Genomic DNA, 14,990 nt, shown 5'->3' with positions numbered 1-14,990 from the left:
GCCTTTCTCCTCACAACTGTTCCGGGCTGTTGCGTGGCGCCTGCCTCGGCAGCGCCCGGACGCGTCCGCCGTCAAGCACCGCCTGGGGCGGCAGCCGGCGCACGACCTGCCGCGGAGCGCGTCCCCGGATCGCGGCCGCCGCGGCGTGGTCCCTGCCGCAGGGCACGTCCACGACGGTCCAGTCGGCGGGCCGTGACGGGGTGTGCGACCCTCCGTCGCCGAGGTACACGTCCGACATCCAGCCGCCGACCCCGATGCCGGTCCCCTTGAGGTACGCCTCCTTCCGGGCCCACAGCCGGGCGAACACGGCCGGGCGGTCCCCGGGCGCGTGCTCCTCCAGCTCGTGCCGCTCGCTCGGGTGGAGTGCCGAAGCGCACACATCGACGCGCTCCGGTCGCGGTAGCCGCTCCACGTCGACGCCGACCGGTGAGCAGGCCACACCGATGAGGACGGCGCCCCGGCTGTGCGACAGCGAGAAGTGCGCATCCGAGTCGACCAGCACCGGGCGCCCGTGCGAAGCGCCGCACCGAGGACATTCCGCCCGTGAGAAGGCGATGTCCTGCGGCGCCGTCCTCAAGTACGCCGCCAGCAGCCGCCGCAGCGCGATGTGGGCGACCACGTACCGCTCGCGGTCGGCGGGCCGCCGGAACGCGTCCGCGCGACCGCGCTCGGCTTCGTCCAGCTCGTGCAGCGCGAGGGGACCGTGCAGGCCGGCCGTCTCGGGCTCGGGCAGCAGCCAGAGGTCCAGCCTGCCCGGCCGAAGCCGTGGCGCGGCCCCGAGCGGTGACCGTGGGGCGGTCATGCGGCCCGGTTGCGCACGTCGTCCAGCAGGCGGGCCTGGCGCAGCGTCTCCTCGGCCGGAGCGGCGCCGACGCGCACCGAGGCGACGAAGGCGGCGATCGTGGTGGCCACCTGGTCGTGGGGTGCCAGCCGGATCTCCTCGTGGCCCCCGTCCCCGTGCAGTTCGACCACCGGGACGAGGTCCGCCGGCGGGGTGAACGCACGGTCCACCGTGATCCGGCCTGCACTGCCCCACAGCTCGTACCGGGAGAGGTACGCGTGCTCGATACCGAAGGTGATCTGTGCCGCACTCCCCTCGCGTGTGCGCAGGAGGACGGCGCCCGAGGTCTCGACCTCGCGACCGCTCCCCCGCGTGAGCTCGGCCCCGACGACCTCCAGTCCGGGGCCGAGGAAGTGCAGGGCCGCGCGCAGCGGGTAGAGGCCGACGTCCGCCAGCGCGCCGCCGCCGAGCTCGGGCCGGTGACGGATGTCCGTGTCTGCCAGGGCCGGGATGGTGAACGCCGCGTGCAGCGCCCGGAGTTCGCCGATCGCGCCGTCGGCCACGAGGCGCCGCACCGTTTCGTGCCGCGGGTGGTGGACGAACATGACGTTCTCCATCAGCGCCAGCCCGCGGTCCCGGGCCAGGCCGAGGAGTTGCCCGGTGCGGACGGCGTTCGTCGTCAGGGGCTTCTCCGCGAGCACGTGCTTGCCGGCGCCGAGAGCGGCCTCGACCCATCGGTCGTGCAGCGAAGCGGGCAGCGGCACATAGACGGCATCCACGTCCTTGAGGTCCAGCAGTTCGGCGTAGCCCCGCACCGCGCGGCCGCCGAAGCGCTCCGCGACCCGTTCCGCCTTCTCCAGGGAGCGGCTGGCGACCGCGACGATCTCGGTGTCCGTATCGGCCTCGAAGCCGGGCAGCATCCGGCGCACCGCGATGTCCGCGCAGCCGATCACCCCTATGCGCACCGGTTCGCTCATCGGGCCGTCACCGCCATCGCGTTGAGGCACGCCAGCAGGGTGCGCCCCTGGACGTTGACGTAGTGGCCGTGGCGGACCAGGGAAGTGAGCTGTGCCGGGGTGACCCAGGCGTAGCCGGGCGGCGGGTCCTGCGGTGCGTCGGCCTCGTCCGCGTCCACGATCAGATAGCGGCTCTCGGCGTTCAGGAAGCGCCCGCCCTCCTCCGAGTGGACGGCCTCGTAGCGGATACGGTCTCCGCGCATACGCAGCACGGTGTCGAGGAAGGGCGGCCGGTCCCGCGCGTCGAGGTGGGCGTAGTTGTCCGGGGTGTACTGCACGGTGGGGCCCAGCTCGATGGTGTCGAGGAAGCCGCCCTCGACACGGGCGTGCACCAGGACGTGGGGCACGCCCTCGAACTCGCGGGTGAGAAAGGCGGTGACACCCTGGCCCACCGGTTCGAAGAGAGGCTGGGTCCAGCCTGCGACCTCGCGGTTGCCCGCCCGCACGGACACCGCCACCACCCGGAAATAGCGGCCGTACTCGTGCTCGATGGCGCTCTCGCCGCGCTTCCACCGGGGAACGCTCGCGAGCGGGACACGCTCAACCCGCACATCATGCCGGGCGCGTTCCCCGGTGATCCAGGAGAACAGGTCGATGTCGCTGAGCAGCGCTCGCTCTCCGGTGTCCGGGTGGGGCAGGCAGGACAGCACGGTGCGCGAGTCCATGTTGACGATGTCGTCCCGGTGCAGCAGTTCGCTGATCTGGCCGAGGGTGAGCCAGCAGAAGTCGTCGAGCAGCGGCACGTCACCGGTCGCTTCCACGATCATGTTGCGGTTGGACTTCCGGTAGAACCACGAGCCGTGTTCGGACTGCAGCACATCGGCGATGACCCGGCCGCGGCGCGGACCGACGAAGTACTCGATGTACTTCACGTCCGCGCCCTGGTGTGCCTTGGTGTAGTTGCTGCGGGTGGCCTGGACCGTGGGCGAGAGCTGGAGCAGGTTCGGGTTGCCCGGCTCCATCTTCGCCTGCATCAGGAAGTGCGGCACTCCGTCGAACTCCTTGACGAGGATGCCCAGGATGCCCACCTCGGCCTGCTTGATGATGGGCTGGTACCAGTCGGCGTACGGACCGTCCCCGTAGGGGCCGTCCTCCTCCGTGACGTGCAGCCCCTCGACGGTGAAGAAGCGGCCGCTGCGGTGCGCGAGATTGCCGGTGCACTCGTCGAACGACCAGCCGTCCAGCTCCGCGAACGGTATGCGGTCCACGCGGAAATCGTTGGCCCGGCCGCGCTCGGCCAGCCATGCAGCGAAGTCCCTGGTGCGCAGCTGGTCGCCTTCCGTGGCCGCCGCGGACAGCGCGATGCGGGACGGCAGGCGCACGTCCGCGCGCGCCTGGAGCGGCGAACGAAGGGACAGAAAAGGCATCAGAGGACTCCTTGGGTCCGGTGTGCCGGACCGCGGGGGCCGGACACGACGGCGTGGGTGAAGTCGGCGGATGTCCGCCGGTGGTTGTCGGGCCCGAAGCCCGGACGCGAGGCGACCACGTCCTTGACGTCGATGAGGTCGCGGGCGGCCCCCTTGTGCACCCGAGTCAGCAACGGCAGAAGCTGGTGCTCCGGCTGGTGGGCCCGACCAGATGCCCCACCCGCAGAATCAGGAATCCGGTTCCCACAACGTCCGTACGTCGTCCCGGTCTCCGGGAGAGAAGTGGTCCGCGGGCTCAGCCGCGCGCGGCCACGAACTCCTTGATCGAGGCGGTGACGTAGTCCAGCTTCTCGTCGGTGAGCGCCGGATAGACCCCGATCCAGAAGGTGTGGTCGGTGATGATGTCGCTGTTCGTCAGCTCGCCCACGATCCGGTGCGGCCGGCCGATGTAGGCCGGGTGCCGGGTCAGGTTGCCCGCGAACAGCCGGCGGGTGCCGATCTTTCGGTCCTCCAGGAATGCCACCAGCTCGGCGCGGCTGAACGGCGCCTCGGGGTCCACCGTGAGCACGAAGCCGAACCAGCTCGGGTCGGAGCGGGGGGTGGCCTCCGGGAGCAGCAGGCCCGGTACACCGTCCAGGCCGTCCCGCAGCCGCCGCCAGTTGCGCTTCCTGGCGTCGATGAAGTCGTCCAGCTTGGCCAGCTGGGTCAGCCCCAGGGCCGCCTGGATGTCGGTCGCCTTCAGGTTGTAGCCGACGTGGGAGAAGATGTACTTGTGGTCGTACCCGGCGGGCAGGGTGCCCATCTGGTACTTGAAGCGCTTGAGGCACTTGTCGTTCTCGCCGGGCTCGCACCAGCAGTCCCGGCCCCAGTCCCGCAGCGACTCCACGATCCGGGCGAGGCCCAGGTTCGAGGTCAGTACGCAGCCGCCCTCACCCATGGTGAGGTGGTGCGCCGGATAGAAGCTGACGGTGGCCATGTCGCCGAAGGATCCGGTGAGCTTCCCGTCGTACAGCGAGCCGACCGCGTCGCAGTTGTCCTCGATCAGGAACAGGTCGTGTTCCTCGGCGAGTTGGGCGATCTCGGTGACGGCGAACGGGTTGCCCAGCGCGTGCGCGATGATGACGGCCCGTGTCCTCGGGCCGATCGCGGCCGCCACCCGGTCGGCTGTCGCGTTGTAGGTGGTGAGGTCCACGTCCACGAAGACCGGGACCAGGCCGTTCTGCAGGATCGGGTTCACGGTTGTCGGGAAGCCCGCCGCGACGGTGATCACCTCGTCGCCCGGCTTCAACCGCCTGTCCTCCAGGACGTGCGAGGTGAGCGCCGACACGGCCAGCAGGTTCGCCGACGAACCGGAGTTGGTCAGGTGCGCCTTGCGGCGCTCGAGTCGTCGGGCGAAGGCCGACTCGAACTTGCGGGAGCTCCGCCCGGCGGCGATGCGCATCTCCAGCGCGGCCTCGACCAAGGCCGTCCGGTCCGCCTCGTCCAGCACCGCGCCGGACGGCCAGATCTCCGTCGTACCGGGGACGAACTCCCGTTCCGCGGAGACCTCCTGGTGGTACTCGCGGACCTTTTCGAGTACCTGTTCCTTGCGATCGCTCACGGTGATTCCTCCTCCATGTCCGGTGCGTTGGCCGTGACGCCGAGCGGTGGGCGCCCGGGCGGCAGTACGGGCGCGAGCAGATCGCGCAGGGAGTCGTCGAGGGACCGGCGTGGCCGCCAGCCCAGCAACCGCTCGGCGCGCGCGATGTCCAGCCGTTGCCACGCGACGTCGGTGCGCGAGGGCGGGCCGTCGAGGTCCTCGACGACCGGGATCTCCAAGCCGCTGAGCGAGACCATCCGGTGGATCAGCCCGCGCATCGGAACCGCCTCGCCGCGGCCCACATTGATCACCCGGCCCGTGACGGCCGCTCCCGGTGCCGTGGCCGCAGCCAGCACCGCGGCGACGGCGTCGCCGACGTCCACCAGGTCGCGGGCCGCGCGCAGCGGCGGGAGCCGCAGCTCGGCGGCCTTCCCGCCGCGCACGTCGGCGCGCGCGGCCTCACCGAGATGGGCGGCGACCCGGCCGAAGAGACTGCCCTCCGGCACTCCGGCACCGAGCACGTTGGCGAGCCGGAGCACCACGCCGTCGACGCCCCGCTCGGAGGCGGCGCGCAGGACGGCCCGTGTGCCCAGGAGTTTGGTGCGTCCGTACGCGGTGACCGGGGCCGGCACGTGGTCTTCGCCGGTGGCCGCGTCCAGTGCGACCGCTCCGTACTCGTGGACGCTGCCGAGCTGGACCAGCCGTACCGGCGGACCGGACAGCTCGGCGAGCGCCGCGACGAGGCGCTCGACCAGTTCGACGTTGCCCGCGGCCATCTGATCCTCGTCTGCCCGCCAGGCCCGGCCGGCCGCGTTGACCACCACGTCGGCGCCGGTCGAGTCGAGCAACCCGGCGATCTCCTCCGGCGCCGCCGCGAGCAGATCCAGGCGTACCGACGTGCGGTCCTTCGCGGGGTCGTACCCACCGGTGCGGGACACCGGGTGGACCCGGGCGCCGAGCGCGGCGAAGGCCTCGCCGATGTGGCGGCCCAGGAATCCGGTGCCGCCCAGGACGACGACCGAGAGCCCGGCCGCCGGACGGGCGTCAGGCGCCACGGCTCGCCCCGTGCTCGACGGCCTTCCACCAGTCGGGGTTGTCCCGGTACCAGGCGACCGTCTCGGCCAGGCCTTCCTCGAAGCCTGTCAGCGGAGCGTAGCCGAGCTGCTCGCGAATCTTGGACTCGTCGATCGAGTACCGCAGGTCGTGCGCCTTGCGGTCCGGGACCCGGCGGATCATCTCCTCGCCCGCGCCGGTCAGTTCGAGCAGCTTGTGGGTGAGGGTGAGGTTCGTGTACTCGTTGCCGCCGCCGATGTTGTAGATCTCGCCGGGATGCCCGTGGTTGAGCACCAGGTGGATGCCACGGCAGTGGTCGTCCACGTGCAGCCACTCGCGGACGTTGCGCCCGTCGCCGTACAGCGGGACTCTGCGGCCCTCCAGCAGGTTCGTGACGAACCGGGGGATGACCTTCTCGGGGTGCTGGTACGGCCCGTAGTTGTTGGAGCAGCGCGTGATGGACAGGTCCACGCCGTGTGTGCGCCAGTACGTCCGGGCGACCAGGTCCGAGCCGGCCTTCGAGGCGGCGTACGGGGAGTTGGGCGCCAGCGGCCACTCCTCGGTCCAGGAACCCTCATCGATCGAGCCGTACACCTCGTCCGTGGAGACGTGCACGACCCGTTCCACGTTGCTCTCCAGCACGGCGTCCAGCAGGGTCTGGGTGCCCAGGACGTTGGTGCGGAAGAATTCGCCGGCGCCCTCCAGGGAGCGGTCGACGTGGGACTCGGCGGCGAAGTGGACCACGGCGTCGTGACCCGGTACGAGTTCGCGCGTCAGCTCGCGGTCGCAGATGTCGCCGCGGACGAACACCAGCCGCTCGTGCGAAGCGGGCAGGTTGTCCCGGTTGCCCGCGTAGGTCAGCTTGTCCAGGGCGGTGACCTGGGCGCCTTCCCAGGCGGAGTACTCGTCGGCCAGCAGTTTGCGGACGAAGTGGGAGCCGATGAATCCGGCCGCTCCGGTGACCAGGATCCTCATGCCGCGACCTCCACCTTGGTGTGGTCCCCGATGACCAGGCGGTGATGGTCCGTGCCCCGGCCGGTGGTGCTGATGGAGGCGGCGCGCCCGATCAGTGAGTCGCGCAGACCGTGGACGCCGGTGACCGATGCCTGGTCCAGGGCGATGGAGCTCTCCAGCCGGCTGTCGGTCACCAGGCAGTCCCGCCCGATGGAGGTGTACGGGCCCACGTGGCTCGCCTCCACGACGGTGCCGGTACCGATGATCGCCGGGCCCTCGACCCGGGACCGCAGGATGCGCGCGCCCACCTCGACCACGACCTGGCCGACGAGGACACTTCCGGCGTCGACGTGACCGTCGACGCGCCGGGTCAGGCCGTCGAGGAGATGGCCGTTGCACTCCAGGACGTCCTCGACCTTCCCGGTGTCCTTCCAGTAGCCGTCGTACCGGCTGGCCCGGACGTCCGCGCCGGAGGAGACCAGCCACTGGATGGCGTCGGTTATCTCCAGCTCGCCACGGGTGCTGGGCTCGATGGCCTTTACCGCCTCGTGGATGGCGGACGTGAAGAAGTACACGCCGATCAGCGCCATGTCGCTGCGCGGCTCCTGCGGCTTCTCCACCAGGCGCAGCACCTCGCCCTCGGGGCCGAGTTCGGCGACCCCGAAGGAGCGAGGGTCAGGCACCTTGTACACGACTACCTGGGCGGCCGGGCGGTGCGCGGTGAACTCCTCGGCCGGGCCGGCGACCCCGTCGGGCAGCATGTTGTCGCCCAGGTACATCACGAAGTCGTCGTCGCCGAGGAAGTCGCGGGCGATGGACACGGTGTGGGCCAGTCCGCGTGGCGCGTCCTGGGGAATGTAGGTGATCCGCAGGCCGAACCGAGAGCCGTCGCCGAGCACGGCCTCGATCTCCGGCCCGCGGTTGCCGACGATGACGCCGACCTCGGTCACCCCCAGATCCCGGACGCCCCGCAGTACGTGGACCAGGACGGGCGTGTTCGCGATGGGGATGAGCTGCTTGGGCATGGAGTAACTGAAAGGCCGCAGGCGGGTACCGGATCCGCCTGCAAGCACCAGAGCCTTCATCGAGAGGTCCTCTCGGTTCGTGTGGTTCTCAGGGCGGCGCAGATCCTCGGCCGCGGCAGTACTCGGTCACCTGGCGGGGGGCATCGCCGAAGGGGAGGGCTGGTGCGCCGCTGGGGCGGAGTGCCACGCCCGACCCGAGCAGTGGCATGGGCTCGGGTCAGTGTCGCTCCGCGGCTGTACTGAAGCGTCGGACGACCGGCATCTCCACGTACCGGTACAGCAGCCATGCCAGGGTGACGGAGGAGACAAGGGCCGACGTGAGATAGACGATCACCATGGCCACGGAGTCGAACGGGCCGTGCAGCACCTTGATGTTGAGGGTGTGGAGCACCAGGTAGTGGCAGAGATAGAAGGCGAACGACGCGTTGCCGAGCGGCACCATCGTGCTCGACGACAGAAACGTCGGGCGCCGTGCGATGTCCCGCTGTGCGGCGGCGACGATGAGCAGCACACTTGGGATCAGCAGGGGTGCCCGCCAGCCGAACAGCATCGGGCCGTAGCTCGCCACGACGTAGCAGGGAACGAACGAAAGCAGCACCCACGGCAGGCTCACCCGCGGGAAGCGGCCGGAGGTCACGAGGAGCGCGGCGAATATTCCGGCGAAGAAGTCGCAGAGGCGGCCGAGCGGAAAGACGTAGGCGAACCACATCTGAAAGCCCGCCACGTTCGGCTCGCCCACGAGCTTTCCGGCGGGCAGGACGTACGCGAGGATCGGTACGAGGAAGGCGCCCGCCACGCAGAGGGCCAGGCCCGTCCAGGCCGCGCGTCGGCCCACGCCGCGGAACCTCCGGATGACGAAGGGGAACACCAGGTAGAACGCGGCCTCCACGGCGAGGGACCAGCCCGGCGCCAGGACACTGAAGTTGACCTGCGGGTTCGGTACCCACACCTGGCCGAGGCTCGCGTAGGCGAGCAGGTCCTGCCACCGGATGCCCACGTCCCACAGCAGCACGGCCGCCGCGGCGCCGACCACGTAGTACAGCGGCAGGATCTTGACGAACCTGCGGCGGTAGAAGCCGCCGGTGCGGTCGGTGGGACGTGCGGACCAGGCAAGGACGAAGCCGCTGAGGACGAAGAAGAAGCTCACGCCGAGGCCGCCCAGCGCGCCGGCCGCGGTATTGAAGCAGGCCTGGGTCCGCTGGTCGGCGAAGGTGGGAAAGACCAGGCTCGAGGAGTGGCTCACGAAGACCGAGAGCGCCGCGAAAAAACGCAGCCCGGTCAGCGAGTCGAGCCTGGCACGGTCGGCCGGGGCAGGCGGCGCCCCTTCCTGCGGGCCTGCCCCCCGCTTGCGTATCTCCGCTCTGTCGAGGGAAGTCACTGCTCTCTCCGCGACCTCACGGCCGCGAGGCCGCCCTCGTAGCCGAGCACCACGGTCATCGATCCCTGTGTCATGACCTTTTCTCCAAAGGGGTGGGTGGTGTTCAACTGTGGAAACCAGAAAGGGGACGCCGGAAAACGGCGTCCCCTGGGACAATCCGGAGCATCGCTCCGAGACGTCAGCCGGAAGAAGAACTCACGATGCAGCGGGCAGAATGTTGTGGTTGGAGCGGAACAGGTTGGTCGGGTCGTACTTCGCCTTGATCTGGGCGAGCCGGTCCCCTGTGGCCCCTGGGAAGACCGCCTCCCGGATCTGCTCCTGCTCCACGTCCATGATGAAGTTGACGTAGGCGCCGGAGTCGGACTGCCGCATGGCGGCCGTGAACTCCTCGACCCAGGTCGCGTGCAGGTCGGCCTCGGCCGCGTCGGCGTAGATGGCGGACAGGTGAGCCATGATCTTGCTCTGTCGGTGAGCGAACGCCGTGGCGTCGGACGGGACCCGTGCCATGGCCCCGCCCAGCACCCGCAGCTGCGCCCCGGCGACCATCGCGCTCGAGGCGGTGACGTGCTCCAGGATGGTCTCGGCGGTCGCGCTGTCGACCTTGTCGACGAAGATGTTGCGCGACACGGAGATGGGGTGCTCCAAAGGGTCCGCCGGCGGGAACATCCCGGGGTACGGCATGGCCTGCACCATGTCGGCCAGCGGCGGGACGATCGCCCGGAACCGGCCGATGACCTCCTCACCCGCCTCGGCGGGGCCGGCGTAGCACATCATCGCGAGGATGATCGGCTTGCCGTGGTACTCCTCGGGCACGAACGGGAAGGGGGGCGCGGTCCACACGTTCACGATCGTGGAGAGCTCCTCGGGGGCGGCCTCGGCTTCGGCGATGAAGGCCTCGAGGATCTCGGGGGTCACCGGGGTCACCATCATGCCGCCGTACACGCCGTCGAGTTCGTGCAACCGGAACTTGAAGCGGGTGGCCACCCCGAAGTTGCCGCCACCGCCACGGATGGCCCAGAACAGGTCGGGGTGGTTGTGCTCGTCCACCACCAGCAGTTCACCGTCAGCCGTGACGATCTCCGCGGCGAGGAGATCGTCGATGGTCATTCCGTGCTTGCGGGTCAGGTAACCGATGCCGCCACCCAGGGTGATGCCCCCGACCCCGACCAGGGCGCCGTCGCCGAATCCGGTCGCGAGCCCGTGCTCCGCGGCGGCTGTGGTGTACTCGCCGGCGGTGATGCCGGTCTCGGCCCAGGCGGTACGGGCCTCGATGTCGATCTCCAGCGCCCTCATGTCGGACAGGTCCAGGACGATGCCGCCGTCGCAGACACTGTGCCCGGCCGGGCTGTGTCCACCGCTGCGGACGGCCAACTCGAGCCCGGTCTCTCGCGCCAGCGCCACGACGCTCGCCACCTGTGCGGCGTTCCCCGGGCGCAGGATGACGGCGGGCCTGCGGTCGATGTCGCCCGCGTACACGCTGCGCGCCGCTTCGTACTCGGCACTACCAGGCCTGATGACCTGTCCGTACTGCTCATCGGTGAGTTCCCCGACAGACAGGGGAATGCGGCCGAGAGGTGCTGTCACAGAGTGACTCCTTAATATCCGTCGCTGGTTGATTTGCGTCTCCGGTCCACGGGATTCTGCAGACGCTCCGACCCTGCCACCCGAGTCTTTTCCCTGTCAAACCCCAGAGGAAAGTCCACTCAAAATCGAGTGACATCGAGTTGCCCACGCCCAGCATGCGGACACGTGCCCTCGCGGCGGATTTCTCGCGTGCCGAGGAACCATTTCAGTACGAGCTCCCGCGCCGCACCAGGAAGTGCTTCGAATAGAGGCCCTATTCAGATTGCCCTGGCCTCGATGAGGCAGAACCCGGGCCCCCCGAGCTGTGTCACGGATACGACGTCGAGGCCCGCCCTGTGGCACACCTCGTCGAACTCGGCGCGGGTGCGCTCCCTGCCGCCCCAGTTCACCAGCATGTTGATGTCGCCGAGATAGAGCCCCACGGCATGGGGGTCGACCACCTCGGACAGGACGGGCTCCACGATCAGGACGCGCCCGTCCGCCGGAAGCACCTCGCGGACGTGGCCGAGGATCGTGACGCACCGGTCGTCCGGCCAGTCGTGCAGGATGCTCTTGATCAGGTAGACGTCGGCGCCTTCGGGAACCGAGGTGAAGAAGTCCCCCGGCACCACGGAACAGCGGTCCGTCAAGCCGTCGCGCCGCATGGTCTCCGAAGCCTGGGCCAAGCCCTCCTCGGTGTCGTAGAGGATGCCCGTGAGGGAGGTGTGTTCCCGCAGGACGCCGGCGAGCAGGGTGCCGTCGCCGCCTCCGATGTCAGCGACCGTGGCGAAGCGGCCGAAGTCGAAGGCGCCCGGCAGCACCGCCGCGGTGGCCCGAGTCGCCTGGCTCATCGCCTCGTTGAAGCCCGCGGAGCGCTCCGGGTGGTCCTTGAGATAGCTGAAGAAGTCCTTGCCGAAGGCCTTCTCGAACGAGGTGTCCCCGGTACGGATGCTGTCGGTCAGGTGCTCCCAGCCGGGCTGCATGAGCCGCTCCATGAACCCGGAGGACGTGACCAGCGAAGCCATGGAGCCGGGGCGCCCCGGGTCGAGGAGGGTGCCCGCGGACGTCACCGAGAAGGCGCCCGGCGCGGACTCCTCGAGGAGGCGCAGGCCGGCCAGGGCACGGAGCAGCCGAAGTGTGGGCTGCGGGGCCGTGCCGGCTTCCTCGGCCACGTCGGTGGCGAGCCTTTCCTTGTCGCCCATCAGCTCGACGATCCTCAAGTCGACGGCCGCGCGCACGGTGTGCGCCGCCAAGCTCCCGAACATGAGTTGAACGACGTATCCGCGGTCCTCCATCGCTGCCGCCTGGACCTCGTCGTGCGCCACAGTGCTTCCCCTTCCGCTCTATGTGCTTAATATGCGCCGGCGGTCCGCTCAGCCGATCCGGGCCGATCTCCGGGTGAAGTCGGACCGATTTCTGGGCATAGGCGCCCGGACTGTGCCACCCGCACCTTTCCCTTGTCAAACCCGACATGGAACTTCCGATCAAATTCGGCCAAGGAATCGGGTTTCCTGTACCGACATATGGAGCTCGCGTCGATCGGGGGTTATTCACCAACCCCTTTTTGGGGCTGACCAGCCGCCCTGTCATGAATCAGACTCTCGGCCATAAGGCAACCGGGAATTCACTGAGGAACCATCGCGGCACGAGGCTCAGCCGGACGACTTCCCGAGTTTGAGCACGCGTGCGCCGTAGGCGAGGGCATCGGACGCCGAGTCGATCCTCATGCCCGCGGCAGCTGCGAGATCCTGCCACTGGGCGTACGTGCGTTCCCGCCCCCCGAAGTAGGCCATCATCCGGAGATCCCCGCTCGTGAAACCCGGATCCGGCCTGGAAGGCGACTGGTCGGCGCACTCGATGAGCAGCACGGAGCCACCCGGCTCCAGCGCCTCCGCGCAGTGGCGCAGAATCCGCACGGCGTCGTCGTCCGACCAGTTGTGCAGAACGAACGACACCGTGATCAGGTCGGCCGTCACCGGCAGCGGATCGAAGAAGCTGCCGTCGACCACGCTGACCCTGGCGGCCAGTTCGGTCTCCTCGAACTTCGCTCGCGCCCTGGCCGCCGGGCCGGGGAGTTCCAGCAGGGTGGCGCTGATCCCGGGCTCCTTCGCCAGCACGGTGGCGATCAGGTCACCGTCCGCGCCGCCCACGTCGAGGAGGTGACGCACACCGGTCCAGTCATGGCGCTCCACCGCCTCGTTGAAGATGCGCTTCTGGCCGTGCGCCATCAGGTCGTAGAAAGTGGAGCCGAGGACCGCGTCGTCCGAGACGTCGTCCCAGAATTCCCTGCCGTACCGCTTCCTGTAGACGGAGCCGCCGTCGCGGACGGCGTCGAAGAGGTGAATGAGCGCGAGGTCCGCCCGCCCGATCATGTGCGTCGGGTCCAGCCACCCCACCTGGGACACCGGGTGACCGTGGGCCAGCAGCTCGCCGAGGGTGGTGGGCACGTAGTGGCCCGGCGTGGACTCCGCCAGCACGTCGATGGCGACCAGGTGCCGGATCAGCCTCCCCAGTGTCTCCTCATGGGAATCGGTCACCTTCGCGAGCGACTCGACGTCATGGACGCCGTCCTGTATGTGGTCGACCAGCCGCAGGTTCGCGGCCACCCGCAGCGCCATGGGGGTGACAAGGTCACCGAGCCGCATCAACGTGGCGAACTCCGGGGGGAGTTCAGCGACCACGGAGGGGGACGTCAGTTCATCCTTGGACATGTGATTCTCCGATCGACGTGGGCGATGTCGAGCCCTGTTCGTGTGCAGGGCCGAACCACCTGGTGAGCGCGGTCTTGAGGGCCGCGGTGGCGGTTTCCGGCGTGGCCGGGCCGGCGGGGCCGATGGGCGCCACCCAGGCGACATGGCCGTCGGGGCGGATCAGAACGGCCGCGGGGGCCGGGACGTCGCCGATCACCGGGTACGTCCAGTGATCGTCCTGGCACTCCGCCTCGACGAGGTCCACCCGGTCCGTCCAGCCGTCGAGGGCGGCACGGAGCTCGGGTCGTCCGGTGAGGTCGAGCAGAACGGGTCGTGCGGTGTGCAGCAGCTCGAAGACGCGTGTCTGCCCCGAGGGTGACTTGATGTCGAGGTCGGGCATCCGGCGACCGAGGGCCGGATGCCCGTCGCCCACCGGGTAGTGGACGTCGAGCTGCGTGCAGGCGCCGCCCAGGTACCGATTGGCGTCCGCGAACCGGACAAGGGCGCCGAACACCTCGCGGAGCGCCTCGGTCTGGGCGTCCGGGCGCCAGAGGGCGGTCTGTGCGCGGGTACTGCCGAGCATGCGCTCGGCGGCCGGGTGCCGTTCGTCGTGGTAGCTGTCGAGCAGTTCCTCGGAGGCCTGCCCGCGCACGACGGCGGCGAGCTTCCAGCCCAGGTTGACGGCGTCCTGGACCCCAAGGTTCATTCCCTGTCCGCTGGAGGGGAAGTGGATGTGCGCGGCGTCTCCGGCCAGCAGGACCCGTCCGTCGCGGTACCTGTCGGCCTGCCGGGCGGCGTCGCTGAAGCTGCTGAGCCAGTGCGGGCTGTGCATGCCGAAGTCGGTTCCGGCGATCCTGACGCATGCCTCGCGGAGCCTCTCCAGGGTCACCGGGGTGTCTCGGCTCGTGGCCTTGTCGAACTCCATGGTGATCACCCGGTGCGTGCCGGGCTGGTCGGAGTCGAAGATCATGAAGGACCCGTGCTCCCGTCGGCCCTCGGGTCCGAAGATGATTCCGGGGGGCGGGTCGGTGAGCTTGACGTCGCCGAGCAGTGCGGTCACGGTGGCCGGCGTGCCGGGGTAGCCGATGCCGGCCAGCTTGCGTACGGCACTGCGGCCGCCGTCGCAGCCCACCAGGTAGCCGGCGCGCAGCCGCTCGGTGCCCTGGACCCCGGCGACCTCCACCTCGATCCCGGTCCCGTCCTGGCGCAGGCCGATGACCTCGGCGGACCGGCGCAGCCGTACGCCCAGCTCGATCGCACGTTCCTCCAGGAGTCGCTCGACCCGGGACTGGTGGAGGGCGAGCGCGTACGGATGTCTCGTCGGGAGGTTCCCGATGTCCAGAGGTATGAAGGAGAAGTGTGCGAGCGGCCCCGTCCTGCCGACCGCGAGGAACCGGTCCGCGATCCCGCGCTGGTCGAGAAGCTCCACGCTCCGGGCGTGGAGGCCGCCGGCCCGGGACTCACCGCTTCGCTCCGCGAGCCGTTCCAGCACCAGCACGTCCACTCCGGCGAGCCGCAGCTCGCAGGCGAGCATCAGCCCGGTCGGGCCGGCACCGGCGACTATCACATCCGCCACAGGACACC

At 69.7% G+C, this 14,990-nt stretch carries 13 protein-coding genes; all 13 read right to left on the bottom strand.

Annotated elements, in window-relative coordinates:
- Positions 1-10: 10 nt before the first annotated feature.
- The gene (locus ACZ562_RS35995; protein WP_471188349.1) at positions 11-802 is read right to left on the bottom strand and encodes a 4'-phosphopantetheinyl transferase family protein; all 792 of its coding nucleotides are present in this window, start codon (positions 800-802) and stop codon (positions 11-13) included.
- Positions 799-1,758: a Gfo/Idh/MocA family protein gene (locus ACZ562_RS35990; RefSeq protein WP_471188390.1), complete on the bottom strand. Its 960-nt coding sequence runs from the start codon at positions 1,756-1,758 to the stop codon at positions 799-801. Before ACZ562_RS35990 ends, ACZ562_RS35995 begins: the two co-directional genes overlap by 4 nt.
- Positions 1,755-3,164 carry an NDP-hexose 2,3-dehydratase family protein gene (locus tag ACZ562_RS35985; RefSeq protein ID WP_471188346.1) on the bottom strand — a complete coding sequence of 470 codons (1,410 nt, stop codon included), beginning with the start codon at positions 3,162-3,164 and terminating at the stop codon, positions 1,755-1,757. The genes ACZ562_RS35990 and ACZ562_RS35985 overlap by 4 nt, the downstream gene beginning before the upstream one ends.
- A complete protein-coding gene (locus ACZ562_RS35980) occupies positions 3,164-3,337 on the bottom strand; it encodes a hypothetical protein (RefSeq protein WP_471188343.1) in 174 nt (57 codons plus the stop codon). The genes ACZ562_RS35985 and ACZ562_RS35980 overlap by 1 nt, the downstream gene beginning before the upstream one ends.
- A 122-nt stretch (positions 3,338-3,459) precedes the next feature.
- Positions 3,460-4,764 (bottom strand): lipopolysaccharide biosynthesis protein RfbH, encoded by a 1,305-nt coding sequence (rfbH, locus tag ACZ562_RS35975; protein WP_471188340.1) that lies wholly within the window; start codon positions 4,762-4,764, stop codon positions 3,460-3,462.
- The gene (locus ACZ562_RS35970; RefSeq protein WP_471188339.1) at positions 4,761-5,798 is read right to left on the bottom strand and encodes an NAD-dependent epimerase/dehydratase family protein; all 1,038 of its coding nucleotides are present in this window, start codon (positions 5,796-5,798) and stop codon (positions 4,761-4,763) included. Before ACZ562_RS35970 ends, rfbH begins: the two co-directional genes overlap by 4 nt.
- Positions 5,788-6,771, bottom strand: a complete 984-nt coding sequence (rfbB, locus tag ACZ562_RS35965) for a dTDP-glucose 4,6-dehydratase (RefSeq protein ID WP_471188337.1) — start codon at positions 6,769-6,771, stop codon at positions 5,788-5,790. Before rfbB ends, ACZ562_RS35970 begins: the two co-directional genes overlap by 11 nt.
- On the bottom strand, positions 6,768-7,835 hold the full coding sequence (locus ACZ562_RS35960; RefSeq protein WP_471188336.1) for a glucose-1-phosphate thymidylyltransferase: 1,068 nt from the start codon (positions 7,833-7,835) through the stop codon (positions 6,768-6,770). The genes rfbB and ACZ562_RS35960 overlap by 4 nt, the downstream gene beginning before the upstream one ends.
- A gap of 157 nt (positions 7,836-7,992) precedes the next feature.
- Complete coding sequence (locus ACZ562_RS35955) at positions 7,993-9,153, bottom strand: acyltransferase family protein (protein WP_471188334.1); 1,161 nt, start codon at positions 9,151-9,153, stop codon at positions 7,993-7,995.
- 195 nt (positions 9,154-9,348) lie between these two features.
- Positions 9,349-10,737 carry an FAD-binding oxidoreductase gene (locus ACZ562_RS35950; protein ID WP_471188332.1) on the bottom strand — a complete coding sequence of 463 codons (1,389 nt, stop codon included), beginning with the start codon at positions 10,735-10,737 and terminating at the stop codon, positions 9,349-9,351.
- 257 nt (positions 10,738-10,994) lie between these two features.
- The gene (locus ACZ562_RS35945) at positions 10,995-12,041 is read right to left on the bottom strand and encodes a methyltransferase (protein ID WP_471188330.1); all 1,047 of its coding nucleotides are present in this window, start codon (positions 12,039-12,041) and stop codon (positions 10,995-10,997) included.
- A 327-nt stretch (positions 12,042-12,368) separates the two neighbouring features.
- Positions 12,369-13,427: a methyltransferase gene (locus ACZ562_RS35940; protein WP_471188328.1), complete on the bottom strand. Its 1,059-nt coding sequence runs from the start codon at positions 13,425-13,427 to the stop codon at positions 12,369-12,371.
- The gene (locus tag ACZ562_RS35935; protein WP_471188325.1) at positions 13,414-14,982 is read right to left on the bottom strand and encodes an FAD-dependent monooxygenase; all 1,569 of its coding nucleotides are present in this window, start codon (positions 14,980-14,982) and stop codon (positions 13,414-13,416) included. Before ACZ562_RS35935 ends, ACZ562_RS35940 begins: the two co-directional genes overlap by 14 nt.
- Positions 14,983-14,990: the final 8 nt, after the last annotated feature.

Source organism: Streptomyces sp. NPDC040410 (assembly GCF_055595715.1).
Note: the sequence above shows the minus strand (reverse complement) of the source record. Positions and strands in the feature narration are given on the sequence as shown.